The organism is Bacillus sp. MAG717A (assembly GCF_036884855.1).
GTDB lineage: Bacteria > Bacillota > Bacilli > Bacillales > Bacillaceae > Bacillus > Bacillus safensis.
Genome location: NZ_CP145733.1, coordinates 2,308,131 through 2,325,202, shown reverse-complemented (window position 1 = coordinate 2,325,202; position 17,072 = coordinate 2,308,131). Strand labels below are relative to the sequence as shown.

General features: G+C 41.7%; 21 protein-coding genes. 5 read left to right on the top strand and 16 right to left on the bottom strand.

Annotated elements, in window-relative coordinates; translation table 11 throughout:
• Positions 1–19 precede the first annotated feature (19 nt).
• The 6 genes from V6Z54_RS11830 to V6Z54_RS11805 form a co-directional block, all read right to left on the bottom strand.
• The gene (locus tag V6Z54_RS11830; RefSeq protein WP_058838062.1) at positions 20–268 is read right to left on the bottom strand and encodes a hypothetical protein; all 249 of its coding nucleotides are present in this window, start codon (positions 266–268) and stop codon (positions 20–22) included.
• A gap of 23 nt (positions 269–291) precedes the next feature.
• Positions 292–1,323: a nitronate monooxygenase gene (locus V6Z54_RS11825; RefSeq protein ID WP_338527351.1), complete on the bottom strand. Its 1,032-nt coding sequence runs from the start codon at positions 1,321–1,323 to the stop codon at positions 292–294.
• A gap of 16 nt (positions 1,324–1,339) precedes the next feature.
• Entirely contained in the window at positions 1,340–1,741 is a 402-nt protein-coding gene (locus V6Z54_RS11820) for a secondary thiamine-phosphate synthase enzyme YjbQ (protein ID WP_338527350.1), read from the bottom strand.
• Positions 1,742–1,853: 112 nt separating this feature from the next.
• Positions 1,854–3,146, bottom strand: a complete 1,293-nt coding sequence (locus tag V6Z54_RS11815; RefSeq protein ID WP_073979092.1) for a hemolysin family protein — start codon at positions 3,144–3,146, stop codon at positions 1,854–1,856.
• 48 nt (positions 3,147–3,194) lie between these two features.
• Entirely contained in the window at positions 3,195–3,869 is a 675-nt protein-coding gene (locus tag V6Z54_RS11810; RefSeq protein WP_024423288.1) for a zinc metallopeptidase, read from the bottom strand.
• Between the two features lie 81 nt (positions 3,870–3,950).
• Positions 3,951–4,175, bottom strand: a complete 225-nt coding sequence (locus V6Z54_RS11805; RefSeq protein ID WP_041088517.1) for a hypothetical protein — start codon at positions 4,173–4,175, stop codon at positions 3,951–3,953.
• A 126-nt stretch (positions 4,176–4,301) separates the two neighbouring features.
• On the opposite strand from V6Z54_RS11805, the gene V6Z54_RS11800 reads away from it, so the two are divergent.
• The gene (locus V6Z54_RS11800) at positions 4,302–5,288 is read left to right on the top strand and encodes a potassium channel family protein (RefSeq protein WP_073979091.1); all 987 of its coding nucleotides are present in this window, start codon (positions 4,302–4,304) and stop codon (positions 5,286–5,288) included.
• On the opposite strand, the gene V6Z54_RS11795 is transcribed toward V6Z54_RS11800, so the two are convergent.
• The 5 genes from V6Z54_RS11795 to V6Z54_RS11775 all read right to left on the bottom strand — a co-directional run bounded on the left by V6Z54_RS11795 (position 5,285) and on the right by V6Z54_RS11775 (position 9,983).
• Positions 5,285–5,686, bottom strand: a complete 402-nt coding sequence (locus tag V6Z54_RS11795) for a YugN-like family protein (RefSeq protein WP_041088513.1) — start codon at positions 5,684–5,686, stop codon at positions 5,285–5,287. The two genes, V6Z54_RS11800 and V6Z54_RS11795, sit on opposite strands and share 4 nt — an antisense overlap.
• Before the next feature lie 50 nt (positions 5,687–5,736).
• Positions 5,737–5,934, bottom strand: a complete 198-nt coding sequence (locus V6Z54_RS11790; RefSeq protein WP_338527349.1) for a spore germination protein — start codon at positions 5,932–5,934, stop codon at positions 5,737–5,739.
• A gap of 111 nt (positions 5,935–6,045) precedes the next feature.
• Positions 6,046–7,401, bottom strand: coding sequence for a glucose-6-phosphate isomerase (locus tag V6Z54_RS11785; protein WP_073979090.1), 1,356 nt, complete (start codon positions 7,399–7,401; stop codon positions 6,046–6,048).
• A gap of 126 nt (positions 7,402–7,527) precedes the next feature.
• The gene (locus tag V6Z54_RS11780) at positions 7,528–8,700 is read right to left on the bottom strand and encodes an iron-containing alcohol dehydrogenase (protein ID WP_041088509.1); all 1,173 of its coding nucleotides are present in this window, start codon (positions 8,698–8,700) and stop codon (positions 7,528–7,530) included.
• A 119-nt stretch (positions 8,701–8,819) separates the two neighbouring features.
• Positions 8,820–9,983 carry an iron-containing alcohol dehydrogenase gene (locus tag V6Z54_RS11775; protein ID WP_338527348.1) on the bottom strand — a complete coding sequence of 388 codons (1,164 nt, stop codon included), beginning with the start codon at positions 9,981–9,983 and terminating at the stop codon, positions 8,820–8,822.
• Between the two features lie 144 nt (positions 9,984–10,127).
• Here V6Z54_RS11775 and V6Z54_RS11770 point away from each other — a divergent pair, with 144 nt between their 5' ends.
• Complete coding sequence (locus V6Z54_RS11770) at positions 10,128–10,364, top strand: DUF378 domain-containing protein (RefSeq protein ID WP_003212952.1); 237 nt, start codon at positions 10,128–10,130, stop codon at positions 10,362–10,364.
• Between the two features lie 244 nt (positions 10,365–10,608).
• Here V6Z54_RS11770 and yugI read toward each other — a convergent pair whose 3' ends face one another.
• The 3 genes from yugI to V6Z54_RS11755 all read right to left on the bottom strand — a co-directional run bounded on the left by yugI (position 10,609) and on the right by V6Z54_RS11755 (position 12,894).
• On the bottom strand, positions 10,609–11,001 hold the full coding sequence (yugI, locus tag V6Z54_RS11765) for a S1 domain-containing post-transcriptional regulator GSP13 (protein WP_008345795.1): 393 nt from the start codon (positions 10,999–11,001) through the stop codon (positions 10,609–10,611).
• A gap of 198 nt (positions 11,002–11,199) precedes the next feature.
• Positions 11,200–12,393, bottom strand: coding sequence for an aminotransferase (locus V6Z54_RS11760; RefSeq protein ID WP_041088504.1), 1,194 nt, complete (start codon positions 12,391–12,393; stop codon positions 11,200–11,202).
• Positions 12,394–12,894 (bottom strand): Lrp/AsnC family transcriptional regulator, encoded by a 501-nt coding sequence (locus V6Z54_RS11755; RefSeq protein ID WP_003213765.1) that lies wholly within the window; start codon positions 12,892–12,894, stop codon positions 12,394–12,396.
• A 175-nt stretch (positions 12,895–13,069) separates the two neighbouring features.
• On the opposite strand from V6Z54_RS11755, the gene V6Z54_RS11750 reads away from it, so the two are divergent.
• Positions 13,070–13,894 carry an alpha/beta hydrolase gene (locus tag V6Z54_RS11750; protein WP_041088502.1) on the top strand — a complete coding sequence of 275 codons (825 nt, stop codon included), beginning with the start codon at positions 13,070–13,072 and terminating at the stop codon, positions 13,892–13,894.
• Here the strand turns inward: V6Z54_RS11750 and V6Z54_RS11745 are convergent.
• Positions 13,891–14,151 carry a DUF1871 family protein gene (locus tag V6Z54_RS11745; protein WP_041088500.1) on the bottom strand — a complete coding sequence of 87 codons (261 nt, stop codon included), beginning with the start codon at positions 14,149–14,151 and terminating at the stop codon, positions 13,891–13,893. The two genes, V6Z54_RS11750 and V6Z54_RS11745, sit on opposite strands and share 4 nt — an antisense overlap.
• An 83-nt stretch (positions 14,152–14,234) precedes the next feature.
• On the opposite strand from V6Z54_RS11745, the gene V6Z54_RS11740 reads away from it, so the two are divergent.
• On the top strand, positions 14,235–15,410 hold the full coding sequence (locus V6Z54_RS11740) for a MalY/PatB family protein (RefSeq protein ID WP_338527347.1): 1,176 nt from the start codon (positions 14,235–14,237) through the stop codon (positions 15,408–15,410).
• Between the two features lie 133 nt (positions 15,411–15,543).
• Positions 15,544–16,836, top strand: coding sequence for a HAMP domain-containing sensor histidine kinase (locus V6Z54_RS11735; RefSeq protein ID WP_073979087.1), 1,293 nt, complete (start codon positions 15,544–15,546; stop codon positions 16,834–16,836).
• On the opposite strand, the gene V6Z54_RS11730 is transcribed toward V6Z54_RS11735, so the two are convergent.
• Entirely contained in the window at positions 16,837–17,013 is a 177-nt protein-coding gene (locus V6Z54_RS11730; RefSeq protein ID WP_162860193.1) for a hypothetical protein, read from the bottom strand.
• Positions 17,014–17,072 lie beyond the last annotated feature (59 nt).

Genomic DNA, 17,072 nt, shown 5'->3' with positions numbered 1-17,072 from the left:
AAAGCCTCTTGTCTATTGGTTATGACAAGGGGCTTTTGTATGCCTTGCGTTTACGATAATTTTGGAGTGTGCCAAGCATCGTGTTAGCAAGGATCTCCATTTCTTCTAAATCTTTTCTTGTGACCGGTGGATCGTGCCGGCTCCATTTCACGTATCGAACAAAATAGTAGTGACGAATGGGCGTAAGGACGGCAGGAGAATGAGGAAAATCATCAAACCAGAATTCAATCTGACCTTTTTTTCGGTAAGAATGTTTTAAGATGTCCATCCGTCACACCACCCGTCATGATTTTATATCTGCGTCAGTTCATGCATGATGTCTTCAACGGTTAAAATCGAGTGAATACGTCCAACGCCCTGTCCTGCCCACAGAGCCATTTGTTCAGGGTTACCGCCGGCAGCGGCTGCTTTTCGCATCGGTGTTGTCCATACATGCTGAACCGGATAAGGAAGAACCCTATCTTCATGCTGGCTTTCATCCTCCATCCACTGATTCACAATGCCTCTCGCTCTTTTCCCAGAAAAAAGCCTTGTCACCCTTGTTTCACTGCCTTCTGCCTGTAAAATGGCCTTCTTGTATACCTCTGCCGCAGCACTTTCCTGGCTGGCTAAAAACCTTGTGCCGATTTGAACCGCATCTGCCCCAAGCGCTAGCACTGCTTTCACACCTGCTCGGTCCGTGATGCCTCCGGCGGCAATCAATGGCACGCGGCAGAGCGGTTTGACATCAGAGATCAAACTGATCAGTCCCAGCAGTGCGTCTCCTTTTGCACGTAAAAATGTGCCGCGATGCCCCCCTGCTTCACTTCCTTGCAAAACAATGGCATCCATTCCTTTATCCTCTAAAAGCAGTGCTTCCTCTTTTGTAGTCGCCGTTCCGATTAAAAGAATCCCCTTTTGTTTTAAGCGCTGAATCGTTTGTTCATTTGGACAAGCAAAGGTAAAGGAAACGATCGGAACGTCTTCTTCCAGAAGAATGTTGATTTTCTGTTCAAAATCATCCCATAATTCCTCTTCAGTCGGCATCCTATCTGCTGACGGGCATGCAGGCAGTCTCTTTTCCCAAAATGCCACATCCTCTTTTTTCACTTCTAGAATTGGCTCTGGTACAAACACATTGACCTGAAACAGGCGAGATGTCAGTTGTTTGACCTGTCTAATCTGCTGTCTCAAATGGTCAGGCTGCACATATCCACTTGCCAGGCTGCCAAGCCCTCCGTATTCCGAAACAGCGGCTGCCAGCTGCGGTGTTACAGCTCCTCCTGCCATTGGCGCTTGGATGATTCCATGTTCAATCTGCAGTAACTTTTTGATATCCCCCATTTACTTCCCCCATCTCTTACTCGTTTGACGACACTTGTACATAAAAATGACGATGTCTCGGCCCGTCAAACTCACAGAAATAGATTCCCTGCCACGTGCCAAGTACAAGATCTCCATCATGAATGAGAACATGCTGAGACGCCCCCATATAACTCGATTTCATATGTGCTGCCGTATTTCCTTCCATATGGCGATCCTTTGGATGTTCCCACGGGAAGACTTCATCAAGCCGGCGAAGCATATCCCGTTTCACATCTGGATCCGCATTTTCATTAATGGTGATCCCTGCTGTTGTATGTGGACAATAGACGATGACAGTTCCGTTTTGTATGCCTGTTTCCTTGACATATTGGAGAACCTCGTGTGTGACGTCGATCATGTCATCGCGTCTGTCTGTTTGTACATTGATTTTTTTCATATGAGCTGCCCCTTTTTGACGTTTCTATAAATCCATACCCTTTTTAAATGAAACAAATCTTCTTACCTAAAGTTTACCAAGCAAAAAAACCTCGTCAAGCAATACGAGGTTTTTAAGAAAAGTGAACCTTTTTGACTTCAATGGTTCGAATATGGTGGTCTTCAGCATCAATGATCGTAAATTCACAGCCTTCTGCTTCAATCGTATCTCCAATGTCAAAATCAAATTTATGCGTCATCATCCAGCCTGCAATTGTATCAACATCATCATTCTCAATGGCTAAATCCAATAAATCATTTACTTCATCAATTAATGCTTTCCCATCCATCACATAATGGAAATCACCTTTTTTAACAATGTGAGGTGTTTCATCCTGATCATATTCATCTCGAATCTCTCCAACAATTTCCTCTAATATGTCTTCCACTGTGACAAGTCCCGCTGTACCTCCGTATTCGTCTACGAGCACTGACATATGGATTCGCTCCTTTTGCATCAAAATGAGCAATTCTTGAACAGGGGTGCTTTCAATGACTCGGATCACCGGACGCATTAAGTCTTCAATAGATACATCTTGATTTAGAAAACTCGCTTTAAATACATCTTTGCTATTAATAACACCTATCACATGATCTTTGTCTTCTTTAATAACAGGGTAGCGCGTGTACCTTTCGTTCAGCATATAATGAGTCACATCATCCAGGGTCTGTTCAATCTCTATAGCTGAAATTTCTGTACGCGGAATCATGATCTCTCTCGCCACTCGGTTATCAAATTCAAAGATTTTATTCACATATTTGTACTCAGATAGGTTAATCTCACCCTTCTCATAGCTTTCAGATAAAATGAGACGCAATTCTTCCTCACTGATCGCCACTTCATGTTCTTTGACAGAATGAAAACCAAATAATTTCACAATGCCTCGTGCTGCACCATTTAATGCCTTAATAAACGGGTACATGACTTTATAGAAAAAGATGAGTGGTTTTGCTGTCACAAGGCTGACGGCCTCTGCCTTTTGAATGGCAATCGTTTTAGGCGCCAGTTCTCCAACAACAACATGTAAAAATGTAATGATCACAAACGCGATGATAAACGAAAGGATGTCAGTTAATGCGGAATGAAGCCCGATTTTTTCAAAAAGCGGATGCAGAAAATGCTCCACCGTCGGCTCACCCAGCCACCCTAGGCCTAAAGCTGTGATGGTAATGCCAAGTTGGCAGGCCGATAAATATTCGTCGAGATTTGATATCAGCTTTTGAACATGGATGGCTCTCTTATCACCGCTCTCAATCAGCTGGTTGATTTTAGAGCCTCTAATTTTCACAATCGCAAATTCAGTGACAACAAAAAAAGCTGTTGCAGCAATGAGTAAAATGACTAAAAATACGTTTAAAATATACAAAAAAACCCTTACCTATCACTGGTAAGGGCTCACCTCCTCTGGCATCAATTAATCATTACGGCCATTTAGGAAGATCATTACAAAACGGAGCAATTCAAACAGAGAGACAAGGGCCGCTGCTACGTAAGTCAGAGCTGCAGCATTTAACACCTTGTTCACGCCTCTTTCTTCACTGCTTCTAATGATTCCTTCTGAAACAATGATATCTTTTGCACGAGAACTTGCATTAAACTCGACAGGCAATGTCACAAGCTGAAAGAATACAGCTGCTGAGAATAAAATGATCCCAAGCCCGATTAAGTTAAGGCTGCTGAGCAAAATTCCACCAAGGAAAAGAAGCGGAGCAACACCAGATGCAAAGTTCACGACAGGAAAGATCTTATGTCTCAAAACAAGCGCACCATAGGATTCCTGATGCTGCAAGGCATGTCCAACCTCGTGTGATGCAACTGAAATGGCCGAAATGGAGTGGCCGTAGTACACAGGTTCAGATAAACGAACCACACGCTGTGTCGGGTCGTAATGATCAGTCAAAGTTCCTCTTACCGGTTCAACGGGCACATCGTATAACCCGTTGCGATCTAAAATATATCGAGCGGTTTCAGCACCTGTTTTCATACTGGATGCTTCCACCTTTGAATACTTTTCAAAATTATTCTTCACTTTAAATTGTGCCCAAAATGATAATCCCAATGCGGCAAATGTTAAAAAATAAAAAAACAGCATGCTCATCAGCTTCCTTTTTATTTTATATATTTATTTACAATTTTAATGACTTTTATGTACCATGTACAGCAAAAAGCACTAGGTCTTTTTTAGGGGAAAAATCGCACCAATGAGAAAGAAGAACACACCTAAGCATGCTGTATAAAAGGTCACTGTACCATAAAGGTCTTGAAAAAAGTGCAGCCATGAAAAATCATTCATAAAATGATTCACAGCATTTAAATCAAACACGAGTAAGATGACAGCTGATGATAAAAAGTGCACACCAATAAAAAGAAGTACGGTCTTTTGAACGAACGACATTCGAATTTCCTCCTTCTTCTCCCTTATTTTAAGATATGGGTTCTATTTCAATACATGACAAAGATGAAAAAATGTGTTCTCAATCGGGCATACTGATATTAGCAGTCTCCTGAAAGGAAGAGTCCGATGAAATCAAACCGTATCTTTATCGCTTGGCTAAGGTGGCCGCTTTATCTTCGAATTGCCATCATTATCTGTTTTTTGCTTCTCTTTTTTGGACAATTAATCGTTTTGCTTGAACCGAAGCAGTATCATACGATCTTTGATGGGATCTGGTGGGCGCTCATTACAGTCTCTACGGTTGGCTACGGTGATTTTGTGCCGCAAACCATGCCAGGGCAGGTGGCAGGTATGGTGCTCATTTTTATCGGAGCCAGCTTTGTCACCGCTTATTTCGCCACACTTGCCGCCGCTGTGTTCAGCAAACAGCACCATTATGTTGAAGGCAAGGTAGCCTTTAAGGGGAAAGGACACCTGATTATCGTCGGCTGGAATGAGAAGACGAACAAACTGCTTCAGTCGTTTCAAACGATTGATCCAGCCATGCCGATTGTGCTGATTGATGACTCCTTGAAAGAGGGTCCTCTTTTAGAGAATGTTCATTTTATTAAAGGACATGGAACTGAAGACGTCACACTTCGCAAAGCCAATATTACCGGTGCAGATGCACTGATGATAACGGCAGATCAGCATGAAAATGAAGTGACAGCCGATATGCAGAGTGTTTTAACTTTACTTGCTGCAAAAGGATTAAATCCTTCCCTATATTGTCTGATTGAAATCTTAACAGATCGTTACGTGAAAAATGCCGAGCGTGCTGGCGCCAACCAAGTCATTCATACCTCTGATGCTGTCAATCATTTAATGGTTGAACATTTTCTAATAAAGGAACAACTTACGGCGTTTAAGAAAAAACGACATATGACGTTGCATAAACACGTCACCATCATACCTGTACCAGCTTCATTAACCGGAGAAACATTCTTAACAGCGCTCCATCACTTTTTAGAGCATCATGTGATCATCGTCGGCGTACAAAAAAAAGAAGGACCCATGATGAATCCTCCCTTTGGCTATGAGCTTCATCCAGAGGATGAACTGATCAGCCTTTAAAGCAGTGCGTCTTCTAATTCCTTGACGAGCGAAAAGCCAATCTCAGCATAAGCCTTTGATACATCCCCATCTTTCTCTTTTGGTTCTTGGAATTGGTTAAACGAAGCGCCTACATTTCCAACCATCGCATGATCATCTAACTTGTCTTGATATACATGCTTTAAGAGAAATGGATGTCCCAGTTTCACCACAACACCTGGCTGATCCAGCTGACCTTTCTCAGCTGTAAAAGGAACTCTGAGAAAGGTATAGCCATCACGGTTATCAATTTTATAATCAAAATATCCGTGATCATAATCCCAGTTGCCATTAATGACATAACCGAGCGGCTTCATTGTTTCTTCTAAATGGTAAAGTGAAAAGCTTTCACCAGGCAGTCTGGATGGTACATGAATCATACGAAACCCTCCTTTTTGTATAGGGTTCGTTAAAGAGAGGAATTCATACATTAGCCCTTCGTGATTTGTGCATTGTTTGTAAACGCCGCATCAAATAGGCTTTGATTGGATAATTGATTCGTCTCGTTATCGCTGCCAGAACCTGCTGTTTCCTTCGTAGCACTCATAGAACAAATGCGTCTGACATTGCCAAAGTTCACGATTGCCTGGCCAGAAATATCATGAATATAGACATGATTCGTCCTCATTTTTCACCCTCCTCCATTTATTATTCTATGTACAGAACATAGGAAAGCTTGCACAGGAACCTGAAGAAAACAAAAAAGGCACACCTTTATGTAAAGGAGTGCTTTTTCGTCTTATGATTGTTTTAAACGGCTTTCAAGCTCTGCTTTTTTCTCTTCGAAGCCCGGTTTGCCTAGTAAAGCAAACATATTCACTTTATAAGCTTCTACTCCAGGCTGATCGAATGGATTGACGCCTAGTAAATATCCAGACATCGCACATGCTTTCTCAAAGAAGTACACAAGGTATCCAAATGTATAAGCATTCATCTCAGGAATTGTCACGATAAGGTTCGGTACTTTTCCATCTGTATGGGCAAGCATCGTTCCTTCAAATGCTTTTTTATTGACGAAATCAACCGTTTTTCCTGCCAGATAGTTCAAGCCATCAAGGTCTTGTTCTTCTGCTTCAATCACAAGCTCATGTCGAGGCTTGTCTACATTGACGATTGTTTCGAACAAGTCTCTTCTTCCTTCTTGAACATATTGGCCAAGTGAATGAAGATCTGTTGAGAAGTTAGCAGATGAAGGATAGATTCCTTTTTCATCTTTGCCTTCACTTTCACCGAATAATTGCTTCCACCATTCTGCGAAATATTGCAGGCCTGGCTCATAGTTAATCAGCATTTCAATCGTTCTGCCTTTATTGTAAAGGACATTGCGGACGACAGCATATTGGTAAGCCGCATTTTCAGAAAGCTCAGATGAAGCGAAGTCTTCGCTTGCTTTTGCCGCACCTTCCATCATCTGATCAATGTCTGCACCGCTCACAGCGATTGGCAAAAGACCGACTGCTGTTAATACAGAATAGCGTCCACCTACATCATCAGGGATGATAAATGATTCATAGCCTTCTTCAGTTGCTAATGTTTTCAGTGCACCGCGTGCCTTGTCAGTTGTCGCATAAATACGTTTTTTCGCTTCTTCAGCACCGTATTTTTCAATGAGAAGCTTTTTAAAGATGCGGAACGCAATGGCTGGCTCTGTTGTTGTACCAGATTTTGAAATCACGTTAATGGAGAAATCTGCATCTTCCAATAGATCCATCACATCTGTTAAATAAGAAGAACTAATGTTGTTTCCAATAAAAATGATTTGTGGTGTCTTGCGCTTGCCTTTTGGCAAAGTGTTATAGAAAGAATGGTTCAAAAACTCAATCGCCGCACGTGCGCCTAGATAAGAGCCGCCGATTCCGACAACAAGCAGGACGTCAGAGTCAGACTTAATTTTATCTGCACTTTTTTTAATGCGGGCAAATTCTTCGCGGTCATATTGCTTCGGCAAGTCGACCCAGCCTAAATAATCACTACCTGCACCCGTTTGTTCATGAATATTATGATGGGCCACCTTCACAAAATCTTTTAAATATGTAAGCTCATGTTCTTGAAAGAAAGGTAACGCTTTCGAGTAGTCAAATTGAATATGTGTCATCGCTTGTAAGCCCTCCATTACGTTAGTTCTGTCCCTTTCACTTTAGCGGAACTAGCTTTTGAAATCAAGTGATCGTCACTGGCATAGCAAAAAGCCGCCTCTCATTCGGAGAAGCGGCAATCTGGATTATAAAGAAGCTTTCAAAATCGATAGAATGTCATCACGGTTAAGTTTCATAAAGTTTCCAAAACCACCATATTCCATTTCTTTTGCTGCAATGTCGGCAATTTTGTCCAGCTGATCCTCACCAATGTCATAATCAGCTAAACGGCTTGGTGCACCAAGACTTGTCCAGAACGCTGACAGTTTGTCGATTCCTTCTAATGCGATGTCACGATCTGACTTTCCTTCTGTTTCGATGTCAAACATGTTCAGCATAAGGTTTTTAAAACGTTCCACATTATGATCAAGCGTGTGGCGCATCCAGTTTGGGAAGAGGATAGCAAGCCCGCCTGCATGCGGAATGTCATAGACAGCCGATACAGCATGCTCAATCGTATGGGACGCCCAGTCGCCAAAGTAACCCATTTGTAGCGTGCCATTTAGGGCAATCGTTCCTGCATAGAGAATCGTTTCACGATGCTCATAGTTTTGTAAGTCCTCCAGCAGTTTTGGTGCTGTCTCGATGACCGTTTGAAGAACAGCAAAACACATCCGATCCTGTAAAGGCGTGTTTTTTACATTATGGAAGTATTGCTCAAAAACGTGGCTCATCATATCGACCATACCATACACTGTCTGGTTTTCTGGCACAGAATACGTATGCTCAGGGTCTAGAATCGAAAAAGCAGGGTGAGTGACTGAGCTGCCCCACACATATTTTTCATTCGTTTCCCAGTTTGTGATAACAGAGTCTGGGTTCATTTCTGAACCAGTTGCTGCAAGTGTCAGCACTGTGCCAAACGGCAGTGCTTTTTGAGCAGTTGTTTTCTTTGAAATAATATCCCACACATCACCGTCATACTCTGCTCCAGCTGCAATCGCTTTTGTACAGTCGATGACACTGCCTCCGCCAACAGCTAATAAGAAATCAATGTTCTCCTTCTGGCAGATATCGATTCCCTTTTTTACTGTTGTGAGGCGCGGGTTTGGTTCAACGCCAGACAGCTCAAACACTTCAGCACCTGCTTCATTTAACGCACTGATGACATTGTCATAAAGACCATTTTTCTTAATGCTGCCTCCGCCATATACAAGTAACACTCGTTTTCCATAACGAGCGAGTTCGCTTTTGAGTCCTTCTAGTTGTCCTTTTCCAAACATTAATTTTGTTGGATTGTAGTAAATAAAATTCTCCATCTGTTGAAACATCTCCTTACAACGAATATATCCAAAAACATGAAAGACTACTGTAACATATGTACACGATGAACTCAAAAAAGATAGCTGCTAAAAGCAGCTATCTTTTGGATGTTCGATTATAAAGAAGCGTTTAGAATAGCTAGAACATCTTCTTTGTTTAGCTTTTTAAATTGACCAAATTCACCACGTGCCATTGCACGGTCTGCAATCAAGTCAATTTTCTCATCGCTGATGTCATAATCCGCTAAACGGCTTGGCGCACCAAGACTTGTCCAGAAAGCTGATAGCCTGTCGATACCTTCTAAACCGACCTCTTCGTCTGTTTTGCCCTCAGGGTCTACATCGAATACTCGCACCGCTAGTTGTTTAAAGCGGCCTGGGTTTTCTTGAATCACATGCTTCATCCAGTTCGGGAACAAGATTGCAAGCCCGCCTGCATGAGGAATATCATAGACAGCAGATACTGCATGCTCAATGTTATGAGATGCCCAGTCACCACGTGCCCCCATTGAAAGCATTCCATTAAGCGCAATTGTGCCAGTGAATAAAATGGTTTCACGCAGCTCGTAGTTCTCTAGATCGTTGATCAACTTCGGTGCCGTTTCAATGACAGTGCGAAGAAGTCCTTCACACATACGATCTTGATAAGGCGTATTTTCCGTGTGATGGAAATATTGTTCGAACACATGCGACATCATGTCAACCATGCCATAAATCGTATGGTTTTTAGGCACAGTGAATGTATTGACTGGATCCAGAATAGAGAATTTCGGGAAAACTGCTGGACTTCCCCAGCCATACTTCTCATTTGTTTCCCAGTTTGTGATAACTGATCCAGAGTTCATTTCAGAGCCTGTTGCGGCAAGTGTCAACACAGTCCCGAACGGAATAGCTTCCATAGGAACGTGCTTACGTGTCACGATATCCCAAGCATCTCCATCGTACTTCGCACCAGCTGCGATTGCTTTTGTCGCATCAATGACACTGCCGCCGCCAACTGCCAAAATAAAATCAATATCGTTCTCTTTGCAAAGCTCGACCCCTTTTCTTACTGTTGTTAAGCGCGGGTTTGGCTCCACACCAGCAAGTTCAGTGATGGCAGCCCCTGATTCTTTTAGGATGCTGACAACTTGGTCATAAAGGCCGTTTCGTTTAATACTGCCTCCACCATATACAAGTAATACGTTTTTTCCGTAGTGTTTGAGTTCATCTGAAAGGGCTGATACTTCTCCCTTTCCAAAAATTAATTTCGTTGGGTTCCAATAAGTAAATCGATCCATGTGATCTCCTCCTCGCGCTACATTATGCGCCTCATTCATTCCAAAAGTAAAGTAATTTGCTTTCATCCATTTTCTTACGCATAGTTTGGCTAAAAATCTGCAAAATATAAATGTATTGATGCTGTAGCGAAAGGAGGAATCACGATGAGTGCTATTCAGCGTATTGCCCTCGTGCTCACGATTATCGGTGCTATTAACTGGGGACTAATCGGCTTTTTTCAATTTGACTTAGTAGCAGCGATCTTTGGCGGACAAGGTTCTGCATTATCACGTATTATTTATGGTCTTGTTGGAATTGCAGGTCTTGTCAACCTTGGTCTGTTGTTCAAGCCAAGCGAAGAAGCTGTTCGCCGTGACGAGCCGAATCCAGAAGTTCGTTAAATAGAAGGACATAAAAAAGGCTGCCTACATGAGGCAGCCTCAGCGTGTAGACAAACCCTCGCATTCTTTGTCAGGTCTGCGCGCTGGTGCTCACGAATTCTAAATTCGCTCCGCTCCAGTGCTCGCCCTTCCTAGATTTCAAAGGTTTTCTATCACACTGAAAAAGAAGACAAAGGGCTAAAATAAAGATCATTTTAGCCCTTTGTCAACAATCTAAGGCACCGTTTGAAGCGGTGCTTTTTTATTATTTCTTGATAAGATCTTTACGGTTTGATTGCTCAATCCACTCTTCAAGTTTATCTTTAAGCGTATTGAAACCTTGTGGTGCAGCAGCTTCTTCTTTCACTTGCTGTGGTCTTTGTTTCTTTGGCTTGCTTTCTTTTCTTTCAGGTGCTTCTTGTGTCGCACGGATAGAAAGGCTGATTTTACCTGCATTTTCATCAACAGAAAGAACTTTTACTTGTACTTCGTCACCAATTGAAAGGTGCTCGTTGATGTCTTTTACAAAGCCATGTGTTACTTCAGAAATATGCACAAGTCCTTGAGTTTCTTCATCTAATGCAACAAACGCACCATACGCTTGTAATCCTGTTACTTTACCAGTGTAAACACTGCCTACTTCAAACTTTGTCGCCATGATAACAACTCCTAAATAAATGTTTTAATATTCGTTTATACGCAATTAAAAACTATATCACAGAACGGGCAGTTACGCAAAATATTTTTTAAATGGGTTTAGATCAGATCAAAAGGGGGAATACCTGAAAACAAGAATGCTTTCTAGTATTCCCCCCTAATTTGTGAGGCATGAGTCCATTTGGATTGATGCCTTTTTTTATTTTAAAATGGCTGATGCTGCTTCCTTCACTTGTCGAGCCTGCAAAAAGCGCTGAATTCTTGAAAGTGATTCCTGAAGATGATCAAGTGACGAAGCATATGAACAGCGAATATGACCCTCACCGCTCGGTCCGAATACATTCCCAGGAACAACAGCGACTTTTTCACTTAGGAGCAGCTCCTCAGCAAATTGTTCTGATGTCATGCCTGTGCTTTTAATCGATGGGAACGCGTAAAATGCTCCGTTTGGCTGGTGGCATGTGAGTCCTAGTTCATTAAGGGAACCGACAAACAAATTACGGCGCCTTCTATAGCTTTTCTTCATTTTCTCTACATCTTCAAGCCCATTTTTTAATGCTTCTTCTGCCGCATATTGTGCCATCGCCGGCGCGCACATCATAGAATATTGATGTATTTTCAGCATGGCATCGCGCAGTACAGGTGGTGCTGCCACATACCCTAAGCGCCAGCCCGTCATGGCAAACCCTTTAGAAAAGCCCGAAATCAAGATTGTTCTTTCCTTCATATCCTGAATAGCCGCCACGCTTGTAAAAGCTTCATCGTATGTTAGCTCTGCATAAATCTCATCTGTAATAATGAGCAGGTCATGCTCTTTCGCAAATTGAGCAATATCTTCAAGCTCTTCCTTTGAATAAACAGACCCAGTCGGATTTGATGGCGAGCAAAGCAAAATGGCTTTTGTCTTCGGTGTCAGTTTCGTGCGAAGATCAGCAGAATCTGCTTTGAAATCTTTTTCAGCGGATGTACTTAAATAGACAGGCACTCCGCCTGCAAGTGTCGTAAGTGCCCCGTATGCTACGAAACAAGGCTCTGGAATGATCACTTCATCCCCGCTGTTTAAAATCGCACGAAAGGCCAAATCAAGTGCCTGGCTTCCGCCAACTGTGATAATGAGTTCTTCTTCTGGACTGTAGTCAATGTGAAACCGCTTATATAAATAGTGGCTCAGTTCTTTTCGCAAAGAAATTAAACCTGCATTCGCCGTATAGGAGGTCAGTCCTTGTTCTAATGACATAATACTTGCTTCTCTGACATTCCAAGCTGTCACGAAATCTGGCTCGCCGACACCAAGGGAGATAACCCCCTCCATTGTGGCAGCCAAATCAAAGAATTTCCGAATACCTGACGGCTGAATGCTTTGTACCGTTTCAGATAAATAAGACTTTTTCATTTAAGGAGACACCACGATTCTTTTGTCATCGTCTCCTGTTTCAAACACTTTCCCATCATGTTTATATCTTTTCAAAATAAAGTGGGTAGTTGTTGAAACAACGGAATCAAGTGTCGATAATTTTTCAGATACGAAGCGGGCAATATCAGACATTGATCTTCCGCGGATCACAACGGAAAGATCATAAACACCTGACATGAGGTAGACAGACTCCACTTCCTGAAACCGATAAATTCGTTCAGCAATTTCATCAAATCCGACGCCTCTTTTTGGTGTCACTTTTACATCAATCATTGCTGTAACGCCTTCATGACCATCCACTTTTCGCCAGTCAATCATGGTTGAATAATCAATAATGACTTTTTGATCTTCAAGCTTTTGAATGATGGCTTCGGCTTCTTCTGTTGTCACGCCTGCCATTTTTGCAATTGTATTTAAATCGGCGCGGCTGTTTTCATCTAAAATCTCTAATATTTCAGTTTCTTTTTCTGTTAGTTTCATTTGATTTCACACCTCAGATTATAAAAGCTAGTTTTAAAAAATCTTCTGAACATTATAGCACGTTTTTCCCATTATGCTAAGCAGGGAAAAGATTCTAATAATAGCTTAAAATCCACTTTTTAGGGTACAATACAGTCACCTAACAGAGAGAGTATCAAGTATCGGAGTGAAGAATGTGGACATTGTTCAGCCAGCTTATATGAAAAGTACATTCGGTTTAGATATCTATTACGAGTACTATCCAAATGAGGGCAAGAAGACATTGATCTTAATTCACGGTCTCTTCTCTTCTACCTTCAGCTATCGAAAACTCATTCCGCTTCTAAAGCAGGACTTCAATTTAATTGCGATTGATCTGCCCCCATTTGGACAGTCCGAGAAGTCGAATACGTTTATTTACAGCTATCGCAACATGGGTAAAATTATTATTGAGTTAGCTGGTTATTTACAGATTCAGCATGCGATTCTCGTGGGTCATTCAATGGGCGGACAGATCGCCTTATACGCTGCTTCCGAACGGCCGGACCTATTTGAAAAGGCGGTTCTTTTGTGCAGCTCTGGATATTTGAATAAGTCAAAAAGATCACTTGTTTACAGCACATATATTCCTTATTTTTATCTGTATCTAAAAAGAAAGCTTTTAAAACAGGGCATTATGAAAAATTTAACAGCTGTTGTTCATGATCATTCCATCATTGATCAAGAGATGGTGGACGGCTATTTAAAGCCATTTTCAGATGATCAAATCTTTCGGGGAATCTTTCGTTTGATTCGGCACCGGGAAGGAGATTTAACCTCGGACGTTTTAAAGAAAATGGAAACACCCGTGCTGCTCATTTGGGGCGAGGAAGATCGAATCGTTCCCATTCAAATAGGCGAAAGACTGCACAAAGATCTGCCAAATTCGACCTTACATGCATTAAAAAAAACCGGCCACCTCATTCCTGAGGAAAATCCGGTCTTTGTGTCTGATCAAATCGGACATTTCAGCCTGTCTTAGCGTGAACAGGAGCTGCTGTCTCGCAAGACAAAAAGCTTATTCGCTATATGCTGACAGCTTTCTATCGGAAGAAGCTGTTCAAATGAGAGATGGTAAATGGCTTGAATCTCTTTTGCTAAAGATAACGGGTCTTCTGCGTCGTATAATGCACTGATGACGTCAACAGGCTCCGTTTCATAAAAATCCTCTCCATAATGAAAAGGGTCCCATGCCTTAATAAATTGAATCATCTCTTCTACAGCTTGACTATCTTTCATCGGTATCACCGCTTATAATAAATTTTGTGATGTTTATTTTAGCACAACCAAGAATGGTTGAAAAACAGCTAGAGGTGGGTTTCATGAATTTCGACGAACAGATCATACGTAAAGGTTCAAAATCAGTGAAATGGGATCAAGCAGAGTCTTTGTTCCTAACAACGGATGCCCTCCCGATGTGGGTGGCCGATATGGATTTCAAAGCGCCGCAGGTCGTCCTTGATGCATTGAAAGAGCGATTAGATCATGGTGTATTTGGCTATGCATTTCAAGATCAGGATACGCAGGAAGCAGTAGCTGGATGGCTCAAAAGGAGACATGGATGGACCATTCAGACAGAAGCCGTCACCTTCACACCAGGTATCGTGACGGCACTTAGTTTTGCTGTTCAAGCCTTTACGGCACCGCATGACGAAGTAGTCATACAGTCACCAGTGTATACACCTTTTTATCAAATGATTGAGCGAAATGGACGTACAGTCTCAACCAATCCTTTAAAAATAGAAAACAACCGCTATATGATGGATTTTGATGATTTAGAGAAAAAACTGAGCAGACCACAAGCAAAACTCATGTTCCTTTGCCATCCTCATAATCCGTCCGGAAGAGCCTGGTCAAAAGAGGAATTAAAGCGAGTTGGAGACCTATGTGTGAAGCATGGAGTCACAGTTGTTTCAGATGAGATTCACTCGGATTTGATGCTTTACGGGAAGCAGCATGTGCCCTTAGCCAGCATTTCTGACGACATTGCACATATAACGGTAACGTGTATTGCGCCGAGTAAAACCTTTAATCTAGCGGGGCTCCAAGCATCTGCTATTATCATTTCAGATGAAGAAAAAAGAACCCTTTTCACCAATGAATTGCAAAGAAACGGACTGTCCAAACTGAATGCATTTGCGATTCCAGCGATGGAAGCAGCATACCGCCACGGGGATGAGTGGCTTGATGCCCTTGTTCTTTATCTCGAAGGCAACATGAAGATGGCGATGGACTATATCGACGAATATCTTCCAAATATGCGTTATATGAAACCAGATGCTTCTTATTTATTGTGGCTGGACATTCGGGATTATCAATTCAGTCAAGCGGAATTAAAGCGGAATCTGCTGAAGAAAGGGAAAGTGATCCTAGAGCTTGGACACGTGTACGGACACGAAGGAGACGGCTTTATTCGGATGAATCTCGGCTGTCCGGCTTCAACAGTCAAAGAAGGACTGAAACGTCTTCATCAAGCGTTCACGCTATCAGCTGAATAAGACCTATACGGTAGAAAGAACATCCTAACGGGTGTTCTTTTTAAAGAAAAAAACCCTCCTTTTATCATATCTACTTTGTACATGAAATGATATAATGAGAGGAATTACTATTATTTACGAGGAGAGCATTTAAATGGAAATGTTCAAGGATTTTCTGCTCCATGTATCTTTTATTCTATTTCCAATCTTTTTATATCATGCGCTATGGCTAAGCCGGACCCCTGCTCATTTCCCAAAAACGAATAAACTGCTCATCACAGTATTCGCATCCATCTCTTCAGCACTATGTATTATGTATCCAGTTGGTTCGATTTTAGATTTGCAGACTGGGCTTCAATCCATTCCCCTTGTACTTGCTATTTTATACGGAGGATACATGGCGGGGAGCGTTGCCATCTTGATAAGCATCATTGTTAAATTCGTGATGTATGGCTCTTTCTTATGGATTGGACTCATTGTTGTCCCAATTTACTTTTTCATCCCGTTCCTGTTCTACCGAAAATGGCATCAATATTCGAAGCCAAATAAGCTTTTTTACGGAGTGCTAATCGGTTTATCTAAGGGATTCTTTATTTACATTGGACTGCTTGCGGTCAGCTTAATGGCATACAGCCCAGCTTTTATTATGCAGCAAAAGCTCCTTGAGTTATTTTTCTCAACTCTTTACTACATATTCTTTCTTGTGCTCAGTATCTATTCCATTGAATTCGTTAAAGAAAATGCGGAAATGAGAACACAGCTTGTCCAATCAGAAAAACTGACCATTGTAAGTGAACTTGCTGCAAGTGTCGCCCATGAAGTACGCAATCCGCTGACAGTTGTGAGAGGGTTTATTCAATTGCTCTTTTCGAGTGATCATACAAAAGAGCCGCCTGCCAATAAAGATTATAAAAATCTCGTTCTGTCCGAATTAGACCGGGCGCAGGACATTATCACGAGTTATCTTGACATCGCAAAACAAAACTATTATCAAATTGAATCTCTCAATCTATCTAAATTACTTGAGGAATGTGCATCACTGATGACATCCTATGCGAATTTTAAATCGGTCACGATTCATCAATCCATTGAACCTGACTTATACATTCAAGGTGACGTAACGAAGATCAAGCAAGTCATGATTAATTTAATCAAAAATGCGATAGAAGCAGCTCCCGAACATGAAGGGAAAATTGAACTTTTTGCTTCGAAAGAAAATCATAAAATCTGCCTTTATTTCGTTGATAACGGTGTAGGTATGACAGAAAGCCAAATGAAAAAGCTTGGCGAACCGTATTACACCTTGAAAAATAAAGGGACTGGGCTTGGGCTGACAGTGACATTTTCAATTATTGAAAATCACCATGGAACCATTCGTTTCAAAAGCTCGCTGCAGTCTGGAACAACCGTCACCGTAAAATTTCCTGAAGATACAAGAAGAAAATAATTAATCCATTTTTTTTGTTCTTTTTTCATCTATCCGCTCCTGCTTCTTAGACGCACGCACGATGAGACGAAAACAAATAAACGCAGCAATAAAGAAAATCACCGTGGTGATAGCCGCCGGGATGTACTCCCTTTTATCTTCAGGAAAATATAGTAGAAAAAGTACGATGAATGACATCTCGCCATTCCCCCTTTTGCTCGTTTACTTCACTATATTGGCTAAAAGAAATGAAATAC

Bases quoted from the DNA above. Each gene is read 5' to 3' on its own strand.
- V6Z54_RS11830 (WP_058838062.1), bottom strand. From the start codon at position 268: ATGGACATCTTAAAACATTCTTACCGAAAAAAAGGTCAGATTGAATTC.
- V6Z54_RS11825 (WP_338527351.1), bottom strand. From the start codon at position 1,323: ATGGGGGATATCAAAAAGTTACTGCAGATTGAACATGGAATCATCCAA.
- V6Z54_RS11820 (WP_338527350.1), bottom strand. From the start codon at position 1,741: ATGAAAAAAATCAATGTACAAACAGACAGACGCGATGACATGATCGAC.
- V6Z54_RS11805 (WP_041088517.1), bottom strand. From the start codon at position 4,175: ATGTCGTTCGTTCAAAAGACCGTACTTCTTTTTATTGGTGTGCACTTT.
- V6Z54_RS11800 (WP_073979091.1), top strand. From the start codon at position 4,302: ATGAAATCAAACCGTATCTTTATCGCTTGGCTAAGGTGGCCGCTTTAT.
- V6Z54_RS11795 (WP_041088513.1), bottom strand. From the start codon at position 5,686: ATGATTCATGTACCATCCAGACTGCCTGGTGAAAGCTTTTCACTTTAC.
- V6Z54_RS11790 (WP_338527349.1), bottom strand. From the start codon at position 5,934: ATGAGGACGAATCATGTCTATATTCATGATATTTCTGGCCAGGCAATC.
- V6Z54_RS11785 (WP_073979090.1), bottom strand. From the start codon at position 7,401: ATGACACATATTCAATTTGACTACTCGAAAGCGTTACCTTTCTTTCAA.
- V6Z54_RS11780 (WP_041088509.1), bottom strand. From the start codon at position 8,700: ATGGAGAATTTTATTTACTACAATCCAACAAAATTAATGTTTGGAAAA.
- V6Z54_RS11775 (WP_338527348.1), bottom strand. From the start codon at position 9,983: ATGGATCGATTTACTTATTGGAACCCAACGAAATTAATTTTTGGAAAG.
- V6Z54_RS11770 (WP_003212952.1), top strand. From the start codon at position 10,128: ATGAGTGCTATTCAGCGTATTGCCCTCGTGCTCACGATTATCGGTGCT.
- yugI (WP_008345795.1), bottom strand. From the start codon at position 11,001: ATGGCGACAAAGTTTGAAGTAGGCAGTGTTTACACTGGTAAAGTAACA.
- V6Z54_RS11760 (WP_041088504.1), bottom strand. From the start codon at position 12,393: ATGAAAAAGTCTTATTTATCTGAAACGGTACAAAGCATTCAGCCGTCA.
- V6Z54_RS11755 (WP_003213765.1), bottom strand. From the start codon at position 12,894: ATGAAACTAACAGAAAAAGAAACTGAAATATTAGAGATTTTAGATGAA.
- V6Z54_RS11745 (WP_041088500.1), bottom strand. From the start codon at position 14,151: ATGAAAGATAGTCAAGCTGTAGAAGAGATGATTCAATTTATTAAGGCA.
- V6Z54_RS11740 (WP_338527347.1), top strand. From the start codon at position 14,235: ATGAATTTCGACGAACAGATCATACGTAAAGGTTCAAAATCAGTGAAA.
- V6Z54_RS11735 (WP_073979087.1), top strand. From the start codon at position 15,544: ATGGAAATGTTCAAGGATTTTCTGCTCCATGTATCTTTTATTCTATTT.
- V6Z54_RS11730 (WP_162860193.1), bottom strand. From the start codon at position 17,013: ATGTCATTCATCGTACTTTTTCTACTATATTTTCCTGAAGATAAAAGG.